14 protein-coding genes are annotated in these 21,928 nt (G+C 67.4%); 10 read left to right on the top strand and 4 right to left on the bottom strand.

What is annotated here, in order from left to right; all coding sequences use genetic code 11:
- Positions 1-55 precede the first annotated feature (55 nt).
- The 7 genes from ACIBCU_RS35080 to ACIBCU_RS35050 all read left to right on the top strand — a co-directional run bounded on the left by ACIBCU_RS35080 (position 56) and on the right by ACIBCU_RS35050 (position 10,842).
- Positions 56-550 (top strand): ATP-binding protein, encoded by a 495-nt coding sequence (locus ACIBCU_RS35080; RefSeq protein ID WP_399236498.1) that lies wholly within the window; start codon positions 56-58, stop codon positions 548-550.
- A 48-nt stretch (positions 551-598) separates the two neighbouring features.
- Positions 599-1,090 (top strand): SseB family protein, encoded by a 492-nt coding sequence (locus ACIBCU_RS35075; protein WP_399236602.1) that lies wholly within the window; start codon positions 599-601, stop codon positions 1,088-1,090.
- Positions 1,087-1,734 (top strand): hypothetical protein, encoded by a 648-nt coding sequence (locus tag ACIBCU_RS35070; RefSeq protein WP_399236496.1) that lies wholly within the window; start codon positions 1,087-1,089, stop codon positions 1,732-1,734. Before ACIBCU_RS35075 ends, ACIBCU_RS35070 begins: the two co-directional genes overlap by 4 nt.
- Positions 1,734-6,407, top strand: a complete 4,674-nt coding sequence (locus ACIBCU_RS35065; protein WP_399236494.1) for a putative T7SS-secreted protein — start codon at positions 1,734-1,736, stop codon at positions 6,405-6,407. Before ACIBCU_RS35070 ends, ACIBCU_RS35065 begins: the two co-directional genes overlap by 1 nt.
- A complete protein-coding gene (locus ACIBCU_RS35060) occupies positions 6,407-6,883 on the top strand; it encodes a barstar family protein (protein ID WP_399236492.1) in 477 nt (158 codons plus the stop codon). Before ACIBCU_RS35065 ends, ACIBCU_RS35060 begins: the two co-directional genes overlap by 1 nt.
- A 157-nt stretch (positions 6,884-7,040) precedes the next feature.
- Complete coding sequence (locus ACIBCU_RS35055) at positions 7,041-8,630, top strand: serine/threonine-protein kinase (protein WP_399236490.1); 1,590 nt, start codon at positions 7,041-7,043, stop codon at positions 8,628-8,630.
- Positions 8,631-8,676: 46 nt separating this feature from the next.
- Positions 8,677-10,842 carry a UvrD-helicase domain-containing protein gene (locus ACIBCU_RS35050; RefSeq protein WP_399236488.1) on the top strand — a complete coding sequence of 722 codons (2,166 nt, stop codon included), beginning with the start codon at positions 8,677-8,679 and terminating at the stop codon, positions 10,840-10,842.
- Positions 10,843-11,038: 196 nt separating this feature from the next.
- On the opposite strand, the gene ACIBCU_RS35045 is transcribed toward ACIBCU_RS35050, so the two are convergent.
- Complete coding sequence (locus tag ACIBCU_RS35045; protein WP_362937561.1) at positions 11,039-12,238, bottom strand: ROK family transcriptional regulator; 1,200 nt, start codon at positions 12,236-12,238, stop codon at positions 11,039-11,041.
- Positions 12,239-12,380: 142 nt separating this feature from the next.
- Here ACIBCU_RS35045 and ACIBCU_RS35040 point away from each other — a divergent pair, with 142 nt between their 5' ends.
- From ACIBCU_RS35040 to ACIBCU_RS35030, 3 genes are all read left to right on the top strand, one after another.
- Entirely contained in the window at positions 12,381-13,610 is a 1,230-nt protein-coding gene (locus tag ACIBCU_RS35040) for an MFS transporter (protein WP_399236485.1), read from the top strand.
- Between the two features lie 152 nt (positions 13,611-13,762).
- Complete coding sequence (locus ACIBCU_RS35035) at positions 13,763-13,930, top strand: hypothetical protein (RefSeq protein WP_399236483.1); 168 nt, start codon at positions 13,763-13,765, stop codon at positions 13,928-13,930.
- A 174-nt stretch (positions 13,931-14,104) separates the two neighbouring features.
- On the top strand, positions 14,105-15,487 hold the full coding sequence (locus tag ACIBCU_RS35030; protein WP_399236481.1) for a uracil-xanthine permease family protein: 1,383 nt from the start codon (positions 14,105-14,107) through the stop codon (positions 15,485-15,487).
- A gap of 72 nt (positions 15,488-15,559) precedes the next feature.
- Here the strand turns inward: ACIBCU_RS35030 and ACIBCU_RS35025 are convergent, their stop codons facing one another.
- From ACIBCU_RS35025 to ACIBCU_RS35015, 3 genes are all read right to left on the bottom strand, one after another.
- On the bottom strand, positions 15,560-16,162 hold the full coding sequence (locus ACIBCU_RS35025) for a TetR/AcrR family transcriptional regulator (RefSeq protein ID WP_399236479.1): 603 nt from the start codon (positions 16,160-16,162) through the stop codon (positions 15,560-15,562).
- A 62-nt stretch (positions 16,163-16,224) separates the two neighbouring features.
- A complete protein-coding gene (locus ACIBCU_RS35020) occupies positions 16,225-17,538 on the bottom strand; it encodes an MFS transporter (protein ID WP_399236477.1) in 1,314 nt (437 codons plus the stop codon).
- 244 nt (positions 17,539-17,782) lie between these two features.
- Complete coding sequence (locus ACIBCU_RS35015) at positions 17,783-21,547, bottom strand: S8 family serine peptidase (protein ID WP_399236475.1); 3,765 nt, start codon at positions 21,545-21,547, stop codon at positions 17,783-17,785.
- Between the last annotated feature and the right edge of the window lie 381 nt (positions 21,548-21,928).

The following is a 21,928-nucleotide window of genomic DNA, read 5'->3' as shown; positions in this document are numbered from 1 at the left end:
CGTGACAGTACGTAACCTCTAGTGACGTGCAGTCATGGCTTGTCAGTGTGAGGGAATGACCGACAAGCAGCCGCTCCTCCCCGTACGGCCGATGCGCGCCCCGCGCACCCGATTCTCCTGGCACCACTTCACGATGCGTTTCAGCTCCACGCCGCGGGGAGCCCGGCTCGCCCGACGCCTGGCCGGCGAGCGCCTCGACGCCTGGGGCGTCCCGTACGGGACAGACGCGCACGATGCGTTGCTGCTGACCGTCGCCGAGCTCAGCAGCAACGCCGTACGCCACGGTCACGTGTCCGGCCGCGACTTCCGGCTCCGCCTCTCCGCCGAGGGCACAGCCATCCGCATCGAGGTCACCGACACCCGGGGTGAGCGCCTTCCCACCCCCACCGGCCCGGCTTCACCCGATCAGGAGGGCGGTCGCGGCCTCCTGATGGTCGCCGCCCTCGCCGACCGCTGGGGCTGGTATCCCTGCACGGACGGGCCGGGCAAGACGGTGTGGGCGGTCCTGGAAGTCTCCCCGCGCCCGAAGCAGCAGTATTCCAGCCAGTAGGCGATGTCACGTTGCACTCGAAAATCCGTGCGTGTGATGATCCTGCGTATGACCACGGGTGGGGACGGGATATCGGAGCAGCAGTACAGGCGTTCGCGGCTCGCGGACCTGGATGATCTTTCGGGGCCGCCTCCCGAGCGGGCGCCCGCTGTGACGTCGGTGGAGGCCGAGCAGGAACAGTTGCGTACGGCCCGCCGCGAGTTTGCTGTGTTGCTGGGTGAGTTCCGGCGGACGGCGGTGCTGGTGCCTCTGGACGAGGCCGGTGACCTGTGGTCGGCGGAGCAGAACGGTGTGCGCTGGATCTGCGCCTTCTCGGACGAGGAGGCGCTGGCCCGGTTCGCGCTGGCCCGTGGCGATGCCGGGCGGGAGTGGACGTATCAGGCCGTTCTGGGCGCCAGGTTGCTTGATGTGATGGTGCCGTTGTTGCCGGGTCCGGCAGGGGTGGCGCTGGATGCGGGCAGTACGGACGGGATGTTGTTCCCGCCGGTGGCGGGCATCGTGCCGGATGCGGTCGCGGTTGATCTCGGGGGGATGCGGTGAGCGGAGAGAACGCTGATCTTCAGGTTCCGCCGGAGGCGTTGGCTGAGATCGCGAAGGGGATCGATCTGGCGCATGCGGAGCTGAAGGAGCTCGGCATGATCGGGGAAGCGTCGACGGGCCGGGGGTTCTCGGATCTTGCGCTGTCGGGGCTGGAGTTGGGGCACGGCGGGCTGACGTCGGAGTTCGAGACGTTCTGCAACCGGTGGGAGTGGGGTGTGCGGGCCCTGACGCAGAAGGGGAACGGTTTCGCCCTCGGCGTGGGCCTGTCGGCGGGTTCGTACGCGGAGCAGGAGCAGTACGTCAAGGACTCGATCAAGATCGGTGTGAACTCCTTGAACGGGAATCCCCATGCGTCCGAGGACGAGGTCAAGGCGATGAGCTGGGACACGATCAGCACCCAGTCCGCGTATGACAACCCGGACTACAGCTGGGAGTCGATGAGCCAGGCCCAGGACGAGGTGAACCAGACCTGGAAGAACACCGCCTACGACGTGGAGGACGCCGCCCTCGACTCGATGGAGCGCAACGGGCTGGTCGACCCGGAGGTGCGTGCGGCGGCGGATGAGCGGCTGAAGGAGCACTTGGATCCGTCGCAGGAGACGATCGATCAGGCTGAGCAGCCGCGGTGGGGGGAGAGCCGCTGATGGTGGACTGGGGGAAGTGGGGCGACGCCCTCTACGACGGTGCAGGCGATGTGGTCGACAAGGGCAAGGAGATCGTCGGCACAGGCATCGACAAGGGCACTGATGTGCTCGGCTCGGGTCTGGAGAAGGTCGGTGCCGATGAGTGGGCCGACAACGTCGAGGACTGGGGCGATGAGACAGCGTCCTCGCTGGGTGCGGAGGTCGGGGAGCAGCAGCTCGGTCAGACCGAGGAAGCGAACGAGCTGATCCATGGCAGGCCGGAGAAGATCAGCGCGGCGGTGAAGAACCTCCGCGATTTCCAGAAGGCGTTCGATCTCGTCGGCGGCGGGATGAAGAAGCTCGACTCCGGCCACTGGAAGGGTGAGGCCGCCGACGCCTTCCGCGCCAAGTTCCAGACGCTGCCCACCGACTGGTTGCGCGCGGCGGACGCATTCGAGGACGCGGCCACAGCGTTGGAGACGTACGCCAGGACGGTCACGAGCTCGCAGGCCAAGGCCGGTGAAGCGATCGCTCTCTACAGGGAGGGCAAGCAGGACTACGAAACTGCGGCGGCCGCTTTCAAGGAGAAGGCGGAAGCGTACAACGCCGTCCGCAACACCGACCATCCGCTCCCGCACCCAGGCACGTTCACCGACCCGGGCGCGGCCAAGCGCCGGCACGCGCAGGAAATCCTCCAGCGTGCCAGGCGAGCACGTAACGATGCTGCCGAGGCGGCCAAAGGCGCGATCACCGCCGCGATGGCGCACGCACCCGAGGAACCTACTGGGCTGGACCGGGCCAAGCAGGAACTCGTCGACTACGGCGTCGGCCAGGGAATCGAGCTGGCCCACTTCGGTGGCGGTGTCATCAAGGGCACCGCGGGGCTGCTGAACTTCGTGCGCTCGGTCAACCCGACCGACCCGTACAACGTGACGCATCCGGCCGAGTACTACAAGGGCGTCAACATGACGCTCGCCGGCCTCGTCTCCACTGCCGCCAACCCCGACCGCGCGCTCAAGAACGCCTGGGACGCAGCCAAGGGCGACCCCTCCGAATTCCTCGGCCGGCTTGTGCCCGAGCTGGTCGGCACCAAGGGCGGCGGCCTCCTCAAGGGCGGCCTTCGTGCCGGGATGAAGGACCTGGTCAAGAACCCACTGGGCAAGGGACGCCACGGTCACGACAAGAACCCTGATTCAAACAGCCAGCCGTGCAGCGCGGTCAAGTGCGAGCGAGACCCTGTCGACGTCGCAACCGGACGCATGCTGCTGCCACAGACCGATATCACGCTGCCCGGCTCTCTGCCGTTGATCTTTCAGCGCACGTTCGACTCCTCCTACCGGGCCGGCCGGTGGTTCGGCCCCACTTGGTCCAGCACGATCGACCAGCGCCTGGAGATCGACGCAGAAGGCATCATCTTCAGCTGCGACGAGGGCAGCCTGCTCGCCTATCCTCACCCGGCGCCAGGCGTCCCCGTCCTGCCCACACACGGGCGACGCTGGCCCCTTGACCGTACGAACGACGGCTACACCATCACCGATCCAACCAGCGGTCGGACCTGGCACTTCGTCATCGTCAAGGCCGATTTGGCTCTACTGGCCCAGATCGACGATCGCAACGGCCGCTGGATCGCCTTCAATTACGATGAGATGGCAACCCCCACCTCGATCGTGCACCATGGCGGATACCAACTGAAAATCAGCGTCGACGGAGGCCGGATCACCGCACTCCACCTTGCGGGTGCCGCGCCGGACGGCACCGATCAGGAAATCCTCCGCTACGGCTACACCGAAGGCAACCTGACAGAGGTGACCAATTCCAGTGGTCGCCCCCTTTGCTTTGGCTACGACGAACACGGCCGGATCATCTCGTGGACGGACACCAACGGAAGCCACTTCGATTACGTCTACGATGGCCTCGATCGCTGCGTGTTCCAGTCGGGCACCAACGGACATCTCGAATCCCGCTTCACTTGGGACGACACAAATCCTGACACCGGCCTGCGTATGACGTCCGTGACGGATGGCTTGGGGCACACGAAGCGGTTCGTCGTCAACGCGCGCGCGCAGGTCATTGCCGAAATGGACGCGTTGGGGGCGGTCACCCGCTTCGAGTACGACCGCTACAACCACCTGGCGTCCCGGACGGACCCACTGGGACGCGTAAGCCGCTACATCTTCGACGAACACGGCCACCTCACTGTGGTGAAACGGCCCGACGGCCGTGAGGCACGGGCCGAGTACAACGAGCGCGGGTTCATGGTCCGGTCGGTCGGCACTGATGGCAACATCACGCGTCAGACGTTCGACCCCTGCGGCAATCGGAGATCGGTCACGGAGCCGTCCGGTGCAACCACCCACTTCGCCTATGACGAGACCGGCTACCTCACCTCCATCACGGATGCGCTCGGGCACACTTCGACGGTGGCCTCCGATGAGGCAGGCCTCCCTCTGGCCATCACTGATCCACTAGGGGAAGTCACACGCTGCGAGCGCGACGCCTTCGGTCGGCCTGTGTCGATCACCGACCCGCTGGGGGCCGTCACGCGCCTGGAATGGACGGTCGAGGGGAAACTCGCCCGCCGTATCGAGGCGGATGGCAACAAGCAGTCATGGACATACGACGGTGAAGGTAACTGCGTCCGCCACATTGACCCTATCGGCGGAGTCACTACCTTCGAGTACTCCGACTTTGATCTCCTGACCGCCCGCACGGGTCCGGACACTGTCCGCTACGAGTTCAGCCACGACACGAATCTCAACCTCACTCAGGTCACCAACCCCCAGGGGCTGACATGGGAATACAGGTATGACCCGGTCGGCCGGCTCATATCGGAAACCGACTTCGACAACCGGACGCTGACGTACGAGAGGGACGCGGCGGGGCGTCTCGTCTCCCGAATGAACGCCCTGGGCCAGGTCATCCGCTATGAGCGGGACGAGCTGGACCGCGTTGTTCGTAAGGACGCCGCAGGGGTCATGACGACCTTCGCGTACGACTTCGCCGACCAACTTGCGGAAGCCGTGAACTCGGATGCCACGATCACACGCCTCCGCGACCAGTACGGCCGCCTCAAGTCTGAGACCGTCAACGGTCGGACAACGGCGTATGAGTACGACGACCTCGGCCGCCGAACGGGTCGCACGACTCCCACGGGGGCAGTCAGCACCTGGGCTTACGACCCGGTCGGCTGTCCCACCTCGCTGACTGCGTCCGGCCGCACCATGGCCTTCGACTACGACGCGATCGGCCAGGAGATCACCCGCGGGATTGGCGACACGATTTCACTGGTGTCCCAGTACGACCACACAGGCCGTCTCATCACCCAACATGCCATCGGTGCGGGTCACAGCATCCAGCGCCGCGACTACGCCTACCGTGCGGATGGCAATCTGATCGGCGTGAACGACCAGCGCTCGGGCTCGAAGACCTTCGACTTGGACCCGACCGGCCAGGTCACCGCGGTCCACTCGACGGGGTGGACCGAACGGTATGCCTACGACGAGGCGGGCAACCAGACGGACGCTTTTTGGCAGGCCCCCCACCCCGGACAAGAAGCTGCGGGCCCCCGCAGCTACACGGGCACGGCGATCAGCCGCGCGGGCAGGACCCTCTACGAACACGACGCACTGGGCCGCATCACCACACGACAGAAGACCCGCTTGTCCCGCAAGCCGGACACCTGGCACTACAAGTGGGACGTCGAAGACCGCTTGCGCTCGGTGACCACCCCTGATGGCGGGGTTTGGCGCTACGCTTACGACGCACTCGGCCGCCGCACATCCAAACAACGCCTCGCTGCCGACGGCACGACTGTCCTCGAACAAGTCACGTTCACCTGGGACGCCACAACTCTTTGCGAACAGACCACAGAGTCACTGGAATTGCCTCATTTGATAGTCCTCACCTGGGACCACAGAGGCCTCCAGCCGCTTTCTCAAAGAGAATGCCTCTTTAACCGAGAAGCACCTCAGGAGGTTGTAGACTCCCGATTTTTCACGATCATCACCGACCTGGTAGGCACCCCAACAGAACTGATCGATGATTCAGGCCTACTGGCATGGCATACCCGGAGCACCCTCTGGGGCACCACAACCTGGGCGTCCACCAGCACAACGTACACACCCCTTCGCTTCCCCGGCCAGTACTTCGACCCGGAAACGGGCCACCACTACAATTACTTCCGCTACTACGAACCCGAAACTGCCCACTACCTCAGCCCTGACCCCCTGGGCCTCACCCCAGCACCTAACCCTGCAGCTTATGTTCCCAACCCTCACACCTGGGCTGACCCCATGGGGCTCTCAGGCTGCAAGACCTTCACGCCTGGATCCAGCCTGGGAGACGTCGCCAATACTCCCGGATGGGTCCCGAACTCTATTCCCAAGGAGTCCATGCAGGTCCTTCGGGACATGGAGAAATACAACTTCGGGTGGTGGGGTGGTCCAGACTTCCACGGACCGAAATGGTGGACTGAGCCATTTGAAAACAGCGGCGCGAAGGGTGGCTACCAACTTCCAACCCATGAACCCTCAGGCAAGCCGATCACATATCAAGAATATGGAACCTACCCGTCACCGGATAATCCCAAACCAGGCGGCGAGCGTTGGGTATTTGGCAGCGACAAGTCCGCCTACTACACTCCGACTCACTACCAGACGTACATTGTGGGCAGAAGCCCTGAATGGGTGCATTAATGAAAGACGAAACACAGGCGATTCATGTCGCCCCATGGATGCACATCATCACGCCAGACGCCGGCCTAAATCTTGATCAACTTCTGCCCGCATCGGGTAGCGTTCATGTGGCACGTCTCAATGGCGAAGACATGCCTGACGAGTCGTCAGCTTTTGAAAAATTCTGGGAAACGCTGAAGTTCCCCGACTATTTCGGGTGGAACTGGCATGCTTTCTACGACTGCCTTCGAGACCTCCAATGGCTTTCTTCGGACTATCATATTCTGATCATCGAATCAGCCGAGAGTGCCCTTTCCGAGGATGACGCTGCTCGCGAGGAGTTCTTCAAAGCCCTCTACCGAGCCGGTCAACGATGGTCTTACACCAAGCGGCCCGAAGGGATCACGCTCAGCAAATTCTGTGTCGTCCTGTCATGCGGCGAGGAAGCGGTGTCAACCGTCGCGAGAAGTCTTGTCGAACTCCAGAAGCAAGCCTGACCCGGCGCTGCTGCCCGGTGACCGAAAAGTGACGCCACCTCACTCACTCCCACGACTTCGCTGGACTGGAGATCGCCGCCCGGAGAGACTTGTCCCCACGATGTCGGCGCGGGCCGTATCAAACGCCTCGACCAGCACACGCACACACGGGGGCAAGGTGCCAGACCAGCCGATCGCCGGGCGGTACGAGCTCCTGGAGGAGCTCAACAGCGGCGGCATGGGTGACGTGTGGCGTGGTTACGACGCCGTGCTGGACCGGCCGGTCGCAGTGAAGGTGGTCCGGCGGCAGGCCGTCGCCGGCTCTCCGCAGCTGGCCGACGAGTTCGCCAAGCGGTTCAAGCGCGAGGCCCGCATCACCGCGCGCATCCAGCATCCCGGCGTGCCGCAGGTGTTCGACGCCGTGCTCGATGACGCCTATGAGCGGCTGTTCCTCGTCATGGAGCTGGTCGACGGCGTCCCGCTGTCCGCGTACATCCACCCTGATCACCCGCTGTCCGTCAGCTGGGCCGTCGCCGTCGCCGCACAGGTCGCCACCGTGCTGTCGTACGCCCACGAGGTGCCCGTCATTCACCGCGACCTCAAACCGGGGAACATCCTGGTCGCACATGACGGGACGGTGAAGGTCCTCGACTTCGGAATCGCAGCCATCCTGCGCACGGACGTCACCAAGCTGACCGCGACCGGCAGCCCCATCGGGACGTACCAGTACATGGCGCCGGAGCAGGTTCGCGGCGGGCGGACCAGTCCGCAGACCGACCTGTACGCGCTCGGCTGCGTATTGCACGAACTGCTCAGCGGGCGGCACCTGTTCACCGCCGACAGCGAGTACCTGGTGATGTACCAGCACGTGAACGCCGCGCCGACCCCGCTGCGCTTGCTGCGGCCGGACGTACCGGCGGCCCTGGAAGAGCTCGTCCTCCACCTGTTGCTCAAGGCGCCCGAGGCCCGGCCCGTCGACGTACAGGAGGTGTACGAGCGGCTCCGGCCCTTCCTGCCGTCGCCCGGCGAGAGGCCTGCGCCCGATGAGGCAGGGCCGCGGGGAGCGCCCGATCCGACGGGCGTCTTCCGTCAGCCGTACGCGCCACGCGCCCGCGCCGGTACGGACCGGGCCGTACCCACCACCCTCGATCCGAACGCCGCGCCTCCGGCTCCCGTGGCCGTACCGGAGCAGCTGCGGGAGGAGATCGCGGAGGCGTACGCGCACTCCGACGCTCTGCTGGACGAGGAGCGGTTCGCCCAGGCCGCCGAGGTGCTGAGCGAGATCATCGAGCCGGCCGCGCGGGCCCTCGGTGCCGAGAACAGGAAGGTTCTGGAGCTCCGCACGCAGCGCGCCGCGATCCAGCTGCTCGGCGGGGACTACAGGGCAGCCCTGCCCGAGTTCGACGCCTTGGCCGACGCGTACGCGCGTACCGGTGGCCCCAGCAGTACACAGGCCCGTGCGTGCCGGGCCCAGGCTGCCCGGTGCCGTGCCGAACTGGGCCAGGCCACCGACGCGCTGGTGGCGCTGCGGGCGGTTCTGGACGTCGCCCGGGCGGTGGACGGCGACGTGAGCGAGGAGGCGGTCGAGCTGCGCCGAGACATCGGCATGCTGTTGCTGGCCAAAGGGGAGGCGCCTGAGGCGCAGTTGATGCTCGCGCCCCTCCACGACGACCTGTGCCTGGTCTACGGCCCCACGGACGACATGTCGGAGGAGGTCGCCGAGGCCCTGGCCCTGATCGAGCTCGATCTCGACGGCCCGGCCGCCTGACCCGCCATCACCTCCGACGTCAACCGCTCCCCCGGAGAGTCCGCCCATGCCCCACCTCGCGTTCGACATCGACTTCTGCGCACAGCTCAGCAAGCTCCAGGGAAGCGTCAAACAGGGGGTGTTCGACGCCTGGGAGAAGTTCGAACGTCTCACCCTGGACCAGCTCTTCAAGGACCAGGGACTGAAGCTGGAAACCCTCAAACGGGCCCGCGACCCGCACATCAGGACCATCCGCATCGATCAGAGCACGCGCGGTGTCGTCCTCGCACCGGACAGCGGGGACACCTACGTACTGCTGCGGGTGATGCCGCATGACAAGGCGATCGCTTGGGCGATCAAACAGAAGGCCAGCATCAACACGGTCACCCGGGCCGTGGAGATCCGGGACATCGCGATGCTCGACGAACTGACGCCGGCGTACGAACGCATCGCCCCAGCCCCCCATCAGCGCCTGTTCGCGCACGTGTCCGACGGCGACATGACAGCACTCGGCATCGACGCGACCACCCTGCGCCAGGCCCGCGCGCTCACCGACGCGGAACAACTGGAGATCTTCGCCCCGTACTTCCCGCAGGACCAGCGAGAGGTCCTGGAATACCTGGCGGCGGGCTTCAGCGTGGAGGAGGTGTGGCGCGATGTGGTGTCCGTCAGCATGTCCGACGTGTCCGCCGGCGACCCACCTGTGGACACCGAGGACTTCGCGACCGCCATTCGGCGCACCCGGGCCCGTATCGCTCTCGTCACCGCCTCCGAGGAACTCCGCGACATCCTCGCCAAGCCGTTCGCCGCCTGGCGGGTCTTCCTTCACCCGTCTCAGCACAAGGTCGCCTACCGGCCCTCGTACTCAGGTCCCGCTCAGGTCACCGGCGGTCCGGGCACCGGCAAGACAGTTGTCGCCCTCCACCGGGTGCGCCACCTGCTGGGGTATCTGCGCGACGGGGACCGGATTCTGCTCACGACGTACACCAACACGCTCGTGGCCGCGCTGCGCACCGGACTGGCGGCACTGGTCGAGGACGAGGTGCTGCGTGACCGCGTCGACATCATGACCGTCGACGCGTTCGCGGGAAGGGTCGTGTCGACGTCGCGGCGGCCGTTGCGGGGCGGTGAGGAGGAAGCGCGGTGGGAGCAGGCGGCACAGGCCACCGGTTTCACCGGCACCGCACACTTCCTCGCCCAGGAGTACAAACACGTGGTTCTCGCACAGAACCTGCGGACCCTGGAGGAGTACGAGGGGTGTGAGCGGCGGGGGCGGGGCAGTGCGCTGCCCACGTCCTCCCGCGGGCTCGTCTGGCGCACCATCGAGGAGTTCGACGAACAGCTCACCACGGACGGGCTGCGCACCTACTTGGGCACGTGTGCGGAGGCCGCTGACCTGCTGGAGAGCGTGGGCCCCCGCTTCCGGCATGTGGTCGTCGACGAGGCACAGGATCTGCACCCCGCCCAGTGGCGGCTGCTGCGCGCAGCGGCTCCGGCCCGGCCGGACGACCTTTTCATCGCGGGCGACCCGCACCAGCGCATCTACGACACGAAGGTGTCGCTGAAGGCGGTCGGCGTCCGGGTCTCCGGGCGGTCCACGAAGATGCGCAAGAACTACCGGTCCACTCACGAGATCCTCAGCTGGTCGACCGCCCTCCTCGTCGGCCGGCCCTTCGAGCAACTGGCGGACGATGCCCGCAACGAGACGCTGCTCGGCTATCGCTCGGCCCTGCACGGCACCGGACCCGAAGTGTTCGGCGGGAGCTCGGAAGCTGCCGAACTCGACGCCCTCGTCACGCTGGTACGCACGTGGCTCGACAGCGGGATCGAGCCGGGTGAGATCGGGATCGGCTCCCGGTTCAACAAGAGTTGCGACAAGGCGGTTGAACGGCTCACAGCAGCGGGGATCCCCGCCGCACGCCTGCGGGGCGATGCCGTCTCCGACCCGGCCGCCGTCCAGGTCGGCACCATGCATGCGTTCAAGGGGCTGGAGTTCCGGTGCGTTGCCGTCGTAGGCGTGAGCAGCGGCGCCCTGCCGTATCCGAGGGCCGTGACCCCGGTAGACGTCGACCGGCTTCAGCACGAGGCCGACCTTCTGACTGAGCGCTGTCTGCTGTTCGTCGCGTGCACTCGCGCGCGGGACAGTCTGTACGTGTCGTGGTGGGGCGAGCCGAGCGAGTTCCTGGTGGAGACGGGCGCCGTGAGCCACCAAGTCCTTCCGGACCGGGGCTGAGGAGCCGTCCCGGGCCCGAACCGGACGCGGCCCGACGCCGCGCTCCGGCGTCATCTGAGGAGCCGTTCTCAGGCGCGTACGGCAGGGCCTGCGGGACTGGCAGCGACCGGTTACGGAGCCTTGCGCGCTGACATGCCCGTGGCCGGATGCTTCCTCCCGTCCGCCGGCCGCTATCGTCCCGCACCCCCGGTTCGCCTCACCCTCCCGGGGTGAAGAGGGCGTCCTGGGCGGCGTCCCCGGCGGCGAACAGCGCACCGCGCAGGACCGCGCCGCCACCGAGCGTCCCGGCCCTGACCTCCGTACGCAGCGGTGACATCCGGGCCAGTCGTTCCTCCACCCGCGCGGCGAGCGCGTCGCCTCCGGCGCGGCCGACCTCGCCCGCCAGGACGAGGCAGCCGGGGTCGAGGACGGAGACGACGGAGGCGGCCCCCAGCGCGAGGCGGTCGGCGAGCGCCGCCAGGAAGGCCTCGCCGTTCCCGTCGCCCGCACGCAGCGCGGCCCGGACGGCGAACGCGGCGGCGGGGTCCTGCTCCTGCGCCCCGTCCGGGGCGGGGCCCCACGTCCCGATGCCATGGTCCGCGGCCAGCCGGCAGACGGCGGCAGAACCCACCAGGGAGTGAAAACCTCCGTCGCAGTTGACCGCGGAGGGGACCCCCGAGGTGCCGGGCACCGGCAGGAAACCGATCTCCCCCGCTCCGCCCGAGGCACCGCGGCGCAGCTTCCCGTCGAGCATCACGGCGGCGCCGATGCCGTTGCCGAGCCAGAGCAGCACGAAGGTGTCGCGGTCCTGGGCGGCCCCGATGCGGTGTTCCGCGACGGCGGCGAGATTGGTCTCGTTCTCCACGAGGACGGTGGCGGAGAGCCGCTGCTGGAGCTCCTTGACCAGGCCACCGTGCCAGGCGGGGAGCCCGGCGGTGTTCCTGAGCTCGCCGGTGACCGGGTCGATCAGGCCCGGGGCGCCGATGCCGACGCTGTGCAGCGGGGCCGTGCCCGCGGTGCGTGCGGTGCGCTCCAGCATCGCCACGGCGCGCTCGACGGCGGGCCGCGTCCCGGTGTCGCCGCCGATCGGCAGCGTGGCCTCGGCGAGCGTGACGCCGAGCAGGTCCGCGACGGCCACGGCGACGCTGTCCGTACGTACGTCGAGGGCGGCCAGGTGCGCGCGGTCGGCGACGATCCCGTACAGCCGGGCATTGGGTCCCCGGCGGTCCGAGCCGCTCTCCCCGACGACCCGGACCAGGCCGGCGTCCTGGAGCCGGTCCACCAGATCGGCGACGGTGGGGCGGGACAAGCCGGTCAGGGTCTTCAGCTGAGTGGCCGTCAGCGGGCCGTCCTGCTGGAGGAGTCGCAGGGCGAGCCGGTCGTTGATGGCCCGGGCGGTGCTCGGGGATGCGGGCATGCCGGGATCCTTCCAGATCACTGAGAGACCGACGCCGTGGGGGTTATTTATCAGGCAGGGTTCCTGATAGTTTACGCTCCGCACCGCGCGACGCGGCGCCGGGGCACCGGCGGGCCGCAATTTTCAGGGGAGGGCACGGCGTATGACAGAGGATCAAGCGGTCCCGGTATTCGGCACGGAGCGGATAAGGCGGGCCAGATACGCGGTCGCCGCGGTCTTCGCCGTACACGGGGCGGTGACCGGCAGCTTCGCGACCCGGGTCCCGTGGATCCAGGACCATGCCTCGGTGAGTGCGGGCCAGCTCGGTCTGGCACTCGCCTTCCCGGCCATCGGCGCCTCGCTGGCCATGCCGCTGGCCGGCAGCGTCAGTCACCGCTTCGGGGCGCGGACGGCTCTGCGCGGTCTGCTGGCGCTCTGGACGCTGGCGCTGATCCTGCCCGCCCTGGCCCCGAATCTGCTGACGCTCTGCCTCGCGCTGTTCGTGTACGGGGCAACCGCGGGGATGTCGGACGTCGCGATGAACGCGCTCGGCGTCGAGGTGGAGAACCGGCTCGACAAGTCGATCATGTCCGGGCTGCACGGCATGTGGAGCGTGGGCGCCCTGATCGGTTCGGCGGCGGGCACGGTCGCGGCGCACATCGGGGCCGACGCCCGGCTGCACCACACCCTGGCCGCGCTGGTGCTGACGGCGCTCGGTCTGGCCGCCTGCCAGGGGGTCCTGGACCTGCGCAGCCCGCCCGACGAGGAGCCGCCGCCGCGCTTCACCCTGCCGCCGAAGTCGGCGCTGGTCATCGGGGCGGTGGGCTTCTGCGCGGTGTTCGCCGAGGGGGCCAGCATGGACTGGTCGGCGGTCTATCTCCGGGACATCATGGGCAGCTCCGCCGGGCTCGCCGCGGCGTCGACCACGGCCTTCGCCCTCATGATGGCCATCGCCCGCATCGCCGGCGACAGGATCGTCGACCGTTTCGGTGCGGTGCGGACCGTACGGGTCGGCGGCGCGCTGGCCACGGTCGGCGGACTGCTCGTGGTCCTGGCGCCCGGTCCTGCCCTGGCGCTCACCGGCTTCGGAATGCTGGGCCTCGGCGTGGCGGTCGTCGTTCCGCTGGCGTTCGCCGCGGCCGGGCGCAGCGGCACGAACCCGAGCCGGGCCATCGCCGGCGTCGCCACCATCACGTACACCTCGGGGCTCATCGCCCCGTCCGCGATCGGCTCGCTGGCGGAGGCGACCTCGCTGCTCGTGTCGTTCGGCCTGGTGACGGTGCTGGCGTTCGGCCTGGTCCTGGGAGCCGGGGTGCTGCGGGCCGGCGACCGCAAGGTCGCGGCGGGCGGCGCCCCGCAGCCGGCACCGGACAGGAGCCCGGCCGGCGGCTGACGGCCGGGCGGCACGCGGGGGGAGCGGAACGACAGGTTCCACCGGCGACGGGGCCGAGCGCGGGGCCGCGCCGCCTCGGCACTACCATGGCTCTGATCTTTTCCGCGGGTGGACCCCCAGGGCGCACCGCACACACCAATCAGGGAGCGACCATGGGCCTCGGCGTGCGCTGGACCTTGCACGGCGACGGAAAGACGCCCGCACCGGGCGCCGAGGTGCGTCCCGACGAGCGGCTCTCCTGGCCCCGGACGTTCGGGCTCGGCGCTCAGCACGTGGCGGCCGTGTTCGGCGCGTCCTTCGTCGCGCCGTCACACCCATGATGAACACGGACGGCCAGCACTCCCCCACAGGACAGGGGGTGCGCCAGGCGGGTGTTCACCCCACGGCAGGCCCTGTAGTGGTACCGCTGAACCGTATGTCGCCAAGGATCGAAGCTGTCCGACCTCATCGGTCGGACCTCATCACCACCCAGCAACACATCAAGGAGCAAGACCATGGCGGGCTTCGGCTGGAAGCTGCACGGCGACGGCAAGAGCCTCGCACCGGGCGAAGTCGTAAGGCCTGACGAGCGGCTCACCTGGGGGCGCACCGCCGGCCTCGGTGCGCAGCATGTGGTCTCCATGATCGGAGCCTGCTTCGTCGCCCCCATCTTGATGGGTCTGGACGCCAACCTTGCCGTCATGGCATCCGGTGTGGCCACCATCCTGTTCCTGCTCATCACCCGTGGCCGTATCCCCAGCTACCTCGGCAGCAGCCTCTCGTTCATCGGCGTGGCTGCCGTCATCAAGACCCAGGGGGGCGACGCTGCAACCCTCACCGGCGCTCTGCTGGTCGTGGGCGCGGTCCTCTTCCTGTGCGGGGCAGTCGTCCGCGCTCTGGGCGCCCGCATCATCCACGCGGTCCTGCCGCCGGTGGTCACCGGCGCGGTGGTCATGCTGATCGGGTTCAACCTGGCTCCCGTGACCGCCGGCACCTACTGGCCCCAGGATCAGTGGACCGCGTTGCTCACCATGCTCTTCACGGGGTTCGCCCTCGTCGTCCTGCGTGGCTTCTGGTCCCGTATCGCGATCTTCCTCGGCCTGGCCTTCGGCTACCTGATCTCCTGGGTCTTCGACCGCGTCTTCGGCAAGATCCACTCCCCCGCCGGAGGTACCGAATCGGTCGACCACTGGCGCCTCGACCTCTCAGGGGTGGCCAAGGCCGACTGGATCGGCTTTCCCACCTTCCACGCCCCGAGCTTCTCCCTCTCCGCAGTTCTCGTCGCCCTGCCCGTCGTCATCGCGCTCATCGCCGAGAACGCCGGACACGTCAAGGCCGTGGGCGAGATGACCGGCGACCCACTGGATGACAAGCTCGGCACGGCGATCATGGCCGACGGAGCCGCCACCGTGATGGCGACCTCCGTCGGCGGCCCCGCCACGACTACGTACGCCGAGAACATCGGCGTCATGGCCGCCACCCGCGTCTACTCGACGGCCGCCTACTGGTGCGCCGCCGGCTTCGCGATCCTGTTCGGGCTCTGCCCCAAGTTCGGTGCCGTCGTGGCCGCCATCCCCGGCGGGGTCCTCGGAGGCATCACCGTCATCCTCTACGGCATGATCGGCCTGCTCGGCGCCCAGATCTGGGTCCGCTCACGGGTCGACCTGTCCAACCCACTCCACCTCGTGCCCGTGGCCGCGGGACTCATCGTGGGAATCGGCAACGTCAGCCTGACGCTCACCGACAACTTCGAGCTCAGCGGCATTGCGCTGGGGACGTTGATCGTGGTCGTCGGCTACCACGCACTTCGGGCCCTGGCGCCTGCCCACATGAAGGACGAACCGCCGCTCTCCACATCGGGCAACGCGGGGTACGACCGAGGTCTGGGCGAATCTTGATCCCAGGCGGTGCAGCGTCTCGAGGCGATCAACTCTGGCTCAATACTCCAGCCGGACTTCGGCGAGTGCTGGTCATCGGCTTGAGTCTGAGGCCAGGGCCGCGTCCAGGAGGACTTCGGCGGTCGCGCGGGCCATAGCCGCCGAGGCCGTGTCGCCGTCCATCCTTACCGAGACCGTGCACCCGTCGTAGAGCAGCTGGAGTTGGCGCCCGAAGGTCTCAGCATCGGGGACTTCCGCCTGCTGGGCCAGTTCGGTGAGCAGGCCACGCACCCAGGCCCTGTAGTCGCTCGACACCTGTTCCGTCCTGCCGCCAGGAGTCGCCTCGGCACTCGCCGCGATGAACGCGCAGCCGCGGTGGCTTGGACCCACGAACAGTTCCGAGAGCGCGTCGAAGACGCCGAGCAGGCGCTCTCGAGGAGACTCGATGTGCTCGATCGCGGCAAGAATCCGTGCGGCGGTGGCCGCGTGCCTGGACTGCAAGTAAGCGATGACCAGTTCGTCCTTGCTTCCGAAGGTGTTGTAGAGGGATGCCTTGGCCACCCCTGCGTGTTCGACGATCCGGTCGATCCCGACCGTGTGCACGCCTTCCTCGTAGAACAGTTCGTTGGCGGCGGACAACAAGCGTTCGCGCGCGGACGGCCTGCTTTTGTCCAGACCCGTCCGACTCGTGGTCATGGCGGCCGTCTCCTGTCTCCTTCGCCGTGAAATGACTTCTGGTCGCTGCGACTGCCGGGGTTTCACCCTATTGCTGCGTTCTGACTCACGCCGCGGCGTTCGGACAGCAAACCGACCAGAGCCAGCAGGGCAAGAGCGATAACGGCGGCACCGTACTCGCGCGCCGTGCTCAGCAGACCCCCGGCATGGACAACCAGGTAACCGGCTACCACTGACGGCACTCCCATGCCGAGGTAGCACACCACGTACAGCAGCGACAGGACACCCGAGCGTTCGTGGGCGGCAGTCAGCGGCATCACCGTGCGGATACCCCCCTGGAAACCACTGCCGAAGCCGAAGCCGGCGATGGCCGAACCGAAGAAGAACAGCGCCGGTGAACCGTCGCCTATGGCGACCAGAGTCAACGCGACACCGGCGACGAGAGTGCCGATTCCGGTGAACATCACTCTGCGCGGCGGCGCCGAATGAAGCACGAGAGTTGCGGCGGCACCAACTCCGGCCAACACGAACAGCGCCAGTCCACCGTAGACGGCCGATGTGGAGTGGGTCAGTGTCCGGGCCAGGGCCGGGCCCAGAGAAGCGTAAAACCCTGCCAGTGCCCATACCGCAAACAGGACCGGCGCCGCGTTCAGGACTGCTCGCCGGACGGTCCTCGGCAACTTGATGACCGGAACCAGCGAAGCCAATGCCCCCGGCTCGGGCGTCAATGTCTCACGCATCAGGGCCACACCCACCGCCTGCACGGCCATGACGACCACCAGCGCGAGATAGACCAGGTGCGTCGGTGCCGGCAAGTACTGAACCAGGAAGGCCGATGCCAGAGATCCGGTGGCCGTGCCCAGCCCAGGGGTGAAGGAGTTGGCGATGGTCCCGCGGGGCCGGTCGATGTCCAGCATCCCGGCACCGACAGCACCCAGTGCAGCCCCTGCCGAGAGGCCTTGGACGACGCGGCCGATCATCAGTTCCGGCACACCGGGCGCGGTCGCGAAAAGCACCATCGCGCCCGCTTGCGCTGCGAGAGCCACCAGCAGTACCGGTCGGCGGCCGAGGTGGTCCGACAATCGCCCGAGAGTAAGCAGCGCGACCAGGACGGCGATCGCGTACACGCCGAACACCACGGTGGTGGTCAGCGGAGTGAAACCCCATTCCGCCTGGTACACGGCGTACAGCGGTGTAGGTGCGCTGGAGGCGGCCAGGAACGACACGATGATGGAGGCCAGCAGGTAGAACGCCACGCGCGGGGGCAGCGCCCTGGATTTCCCAGTGTTGGGCCGGGCCGGACCGGCCGACAGCGCGGCTGTCCTGTCGTGGTCCCGCATGGTTGGCTGCTTCCGCATGTGGTTCCTCGCATTGAGTAGACCGGTCTGTTCAGTCATGCGAAGCTGCCAACACCACTGCGGCCACATTCCTTCCCGGGGAGCACCACGACCGCCAGCGGTATCTGACGCGCTGTGACGGCGCGCGGATCCGGAGGGGCCCGGTGAGCGGCCCGGACTCCACCGGGCGACGCAGAGGTCGGTCAAAGTCCCCGAGGCTGGTCAGGATTCGCCTGCTCGGGGAGCCCGGGCCGGCCGCCCGGCGGTCACCATGGACCACCGGACGGTCTTTGTCACCTTCAGGTCATCCGGAGATACCTGCGGCGCGAACGATGGTCTGTGTCACGCTGTTACCGCGACTGTCACCGGCCTGCACCCGCAGGGTCAGATACCGGGCTGAGGCGGGGGCATGCAGCAACACGCTGACCCTGCCGTTGCCCTTGCCGCTCAGGCGCGCTGTGGTCCAGGTGGCACCGTCGTCGTAGGAGAGCTGCACCTTGCTGGTGTGCAGAGCCGCCGTCGCGCCGCCTTCGATGTGCAGCGGGGTGACCAACAGTGACGCGTTCGCCGCCGCCTTGCCGCTGTCGGAGGTCGGCAAGGCGTAGTCCATCTGTACGAGTGGGAGTTGCTCACTGTCGTTTGCGCGCCTGGGCGCCGTGGAGGCGAACGTCCACTCGGAGCGCGTGGCGGTCGAGTAAGGGAAGGCGGCCGTGGCGGTGCGAGTCGCGGTGTGTACCAGCCGGTACGTGGCCTTCTTCGGTGGAACCGTCGCGGTCACTCCGGCATCGCCGCCGGCGACGAGGGTGTCGCCCCGGTACAACGAGGTCTTCTGCGTGGTGTCGGTACTGCCGAAGGCGACGTAGTTGGTGTGGTCGCCGCCGGAGTCGCCCCAGGAGGGCAGCACGATGTCGATGTCGTTGCCGGTGCGCAGGGGTGGTTGGGCACCGGCGTTGATGCGAGGCCGCACCACCGGTCCGAACCACTCGACGTCCGTGGTCTTGCCGGCCGGATAGACGACTGGTCCCGACACGCTGGAGGCGAGGGACTGGAGCTCGCCCTCCTCGGTCCAGGAGAACGACTGGTCAGTGCTGACATAGTCGGTGCGATGCGCGCCGGCCGTGCTCAGCCTGTTGGAGTCCACCCGGTAGTTGGTCCATGGATGCACGTCGTAGCGGTTCTCGTGCACATCGCGGCCGGTGGTGTTGTGGAGGGATGTCTCGACGCGGGCCAACTCCCGGGTGGTGGGTGCGTAGACCAAGTGGGTGGGGATGCGTCCCTTCCAGGTGCGAACCAGGTCGTACAGGTAGTCCGTGTCGGGTCGGGATACAGCGCGCAGCGGCACGCTCTTCGTTGCGCTGGAGTCCACCCGGGAGATGAGTTGCTCGCCGCTCGTGCGAGAGAGTCCGACCACCTCGGTGGACGACTTGATAATGGGTTCGCGCAGGCGTCCGTCGAGGTCATTGACGAACAGCAGCATCTTCACGCCTGCAGCCTGGGCCGCCCTGATCTGGTCGTCCGCTGCGTCCTCGTCGTCGGAGTCCCATCGCACCACGGCTGCCTTGCCTGCGGCGTCGGCGTTCTCGTAGTCCTCGGTGAACCCGTCGCCGGGGTGGATCACGTCGAGGGCGTAGTCACCTGCGGGCAGTTTCGCCGAGCCGGGCATGATCCACAGATCGTCGAATTCCTGTCCGCCGGAGGTCACGGACAGGAGGGGTTCCTGGTTGCGCCAGCGAGCGGTGAGGAACTGTTCCCCATCGCTGCCAGGGGCCGTGGGAGCTGTCCAGATGCTGTCGTAGCCGTCGCCGATCTGCATGCTGTCGGTGACTGACGAGCCGTCCTTGAAGGCGCGGTGGTAGTCCAGGCGCTGGGAGAAGTTCTCCGTCTTACGTGGTGTGACGGGTGTGATCTCGCGCAGCTTGGTGCCGTCGATGACCAGGTCGGTGGTGCCTGTCACTTCGACTTGCGGAATGACCATGCGGGCGAACCCCGCCGAGGCAGCGCCGTGCGTGCCCTCCACCCGGAAGTCGGCGTAAACGGTGTAGCGCCCGGGCGGCAGTATCTCGTCGGACAGACCTCCGTTGTACAGGAAGGTGCCCGCGTACTCGTCGCCCTTGCGGAAGAAGGTGATGGTGCCGTTCGTGATCTCGTCGGACCTGCCGGTGACTTTGGTACGGACGTGGAAGAGCTGCTGGCGGGTGCTGACTCCGAGCAAGGTGCGGGTGAGCACCGTTCCGGCGGCGGACGCGGTGAGGTGGCCGGTCCAACGCTGCGAGGTCCCCGACTTGGCGAGGTCAGTGCTGACCGTGGCACTCGCGGACCCGTGGGCGGGGACGTCGACCCTGTTCGGGGCAGCGGTGAAGACGCCTGCAGGTGCACCTGGCGCGTCGACGGCGAGGTCGACGGTGACCGCGTGATCTGCGTTGTTGGTGAAGGTCGCCGTGGACCTGACCATGCCGTCGTCGGCGCCTGCGGGGTGAATGCCCGCATCGATCTTGCCGGTAGCGGTGAATGTCGTGGTCGCCGTCGCGGCGACGTCCACCCGGCCGTTTCCGCCGTCGTCCGCGGTGATGTCAGGAGTGGACTTGGCGGTACTCACCAGCGCGTCCTTGATGCGGCTGCCGGGCCAGTCGGGATGAGCCGCAGCGACGAGTGCTGCTGCACCAGCCACGTGCGGGGTGGCCATGGAGGTGCCGCTGGCACTCATGTAGTAGCCAGAACCGGTGCTGCTGTACTGGGACCGAGCGGCCACGATCCCGACGCCCGGTGCGGTGATCTCGGGCTTGAGTGCGTCGTCACCATAGCGGGGGCCACGGCTGGAGAAATCGGCAATGGCGTCTGAGGAGTCCACCGCGCCAACGGTCAGAGCAGCATCGGCGGTGCCGGGTGACCTGACAGTTTGGGCACCGGGCCCTTCGTTTCCTGCGGCGATGGTGAACAGAGCGCCGGTTTCGGCGCTCAGCGCGTTCACGGCCTGGGCGAGAACGGTGTCGCCGTCGGCGTTCTCGCTGCTGCCCAGGCTCATGCTGATGACCCGGGCGTGGGCATCGCGGGCAGCCCACTCCATGCCTGCGAGGATCCAGGAGTCATAGCCATAGCCCTCGTCGGAGAGGACTTTGCCGACGTGCAGGTCGACGCCAGGGGCGACGCCCTTCTCCTTGCCGTCGGAGGCTGTGCCGCTTCCCGCGATGGTGGAGGCGACATGGGTGCCGTGGCCGTTGCGGTCGGTCACTTCCTCGCCTGGGACGAAGCTCTCGCCCTCCTTGACCGCGTTCTTCAGGTCGGGGTGGTCCAGGTCGTAACCGGTGTCGAGCACGGCGACGTCTACTCCATCGCCGGTGTTGCCGCCCGCCCAAACCTTCGGTGCGCCGATCTGCGTCACCGAGTCACTGAGGGTGGCTTCGGCTCTGCCATCCAGCCATACCTTGGCGACGCCTCCGTGGAAGGTCCCGTCGGCATTGTCCTCGGGCACCGTCGTCGAGCCGGGTTGAGTACCGGTGAGCGTGGTCCACAGCTTGTTGGTGTCCTCGCGGTCGGCGGCGAGAGCAATACCGTTGACACTCGTGAGGGGGCGTACGTCCGTGACGTTGCCCGGGATCGCGGCGCCGCGTTCATGCAGTATGGAGGCGGACGCTTCGTTTCCGTCGTAGGTGACGATCAGGGGCAGATGGTCCAGCGCCGCATCGTCGTAGCCGTCGGTGACGAGACGGGTCACGTTGAAGAGTTGGTCGTCCAGGGCGCCGGAAGCCAGGTAAGGACGCGCGGAATCAGGATAGACATACGTGTCGCCGCCCACAGTCAGCACGCGGGTGCCCGTGGGCTCACCGTCAGGCCCCTGGACGCTGAGGGCCCCGGGACCGCCGCCGGCGTCGGGGGTGATGGTGACCTTGTCGCCAGTGATCAGGGTGATGACGGACGGAACAACGTTGTCACCGGTGCGGGTGGGAGAGGCCGGGGTGTTGGCCGGTGAGGCGTCTGCGGAAGCGGTCACGTGCGGGATCGCCGCGGTGACCAGGAGGGTGGCCGCGAACACGAGCAGGCGGCGTCCTCTTCCGGACGGGTGGTGTGTCAAGGGACTTCCTCGGCTTGGACGGGTGTTCAGATCAACGGGAATCTATGCCGCCCCGGATGATCTCGGGAAGAGCCAGGGTGGGCAGACCTCTACAGCAACACCACTGGAACACAACGGAATTGACGGCCTGCGGGAAAGCGCTGGGCGAGGGCCAGGGTTCACCTGCCCTTCGTCCTCTACGACGACATCGTCTGACAACCCGGTTTGAACTCGGGGCAGACCTGCTGCCGCCCGGACCGGTGCAGCAGACAGGGGCCTCCGACCAGATGCACCGACTCCTGCTCGGAACTGACGGCCCTGCCGGAGAGCTGGTATCGGAGGGACATCGTCGACACGGCCGCAGATAAGTCCTCGCCTGTCCCGCGGCTGTTCACTCACCTA

The organism is Streptomyces sp. NPDC051064 (assembly GCF_044455985.1).
Classification (GTDB): domain Bacteria; phylum Actinomycetota; class Actinomycetes; order Streptomycetales; family Streptomycetaceae; genus Streptomyces.
This window is presented reverse-complemented; position numbering and strand designations above follow the sequence as displayed.

Excerpts from the sequence above, each read along its gene's own strand:
- ACIBCU_RS35080 (WP_399236498.1), top strand. The coding sequence starts at position 56 with ATGACCGACAAGCAGCCGCTCCTCCCCGTACGGCCGATGCGCGCCCCG.
- ACIBCU_RS35075 (WP_399236602.1), top strand. The coding sequence starts at position 599 with ATGACCACGGGTGGGGACGGGATATCGGAGCAGCAGTACAGGCGTTCG.
- ACIBCU_RS35060 (WP_399236492.1), top strand. The coding sequence starts at position 6,407 with ATGAAAGACGAAACACAGGCGATTCATGTCGCCCCATGGATGCACATC.
- ACIBCU_RS35050 (WP_399236488.1), top strand. The coding sequence starts at position 8,677 with ATGCCCCACCTCGCGTTCGACATCGACTTCTGCGCACAGCTCAGCAAG.
- ACIBCU_RS35020 (WP_399236477.1), bottom strand. The coding sequence starts at position 17,538 with ATGACTGAACAGACCGGTCTACTCAATGCGAGGAACCACATGCGGAAG.
- ACIBCU_RS35035 (WP_399236483.1), top strand. The coding sequence starts at position 13,763 with ATGGGCCTCGGCGTGCGCTGGACCTTGCACGGCGACGGAAAGACGCCC.
- ACIBCU_RS35025 (WP_399236479.1), bottom strand. The coding sequence starts at position 16,162 with ATGACCACGAGTCGGACGGGTCTGGACAAAAGCAGGCCGTCCGCGCGC.
- ACIBCU_RS35040 (WP_399236485.1), top strand. The coding sequence starts at position 12,381 with ATGACAGAGGATCAAGCGGTCCCGGTATTCGGCACGGAGCGGATAAGG.
- ACIBCU_RS35030 (WP_399236481.1), top strand. The coding sequence starts at position 14,105 with ATGGCGGGCTTCGGCTGGAAGCTGCACGGCGACGGCAAGAGCCTCGCA.
- ACIBCU_RS35065 (WP_399236494.1), top strand. The coding sequence starts at position 1,734 with ATGGTGGACTGGGGGAAGTGGGGCGACGCCCTCTACGACGGTGCAGGC.
- ACIBCU_RS35045 (WP_362937561.1), bottom strand. The coding sequence starts at position 12,238 with ATGCCCGCATCCCCGAGCACCGCCCGGGCCATCAACGACCGGCTCGCC.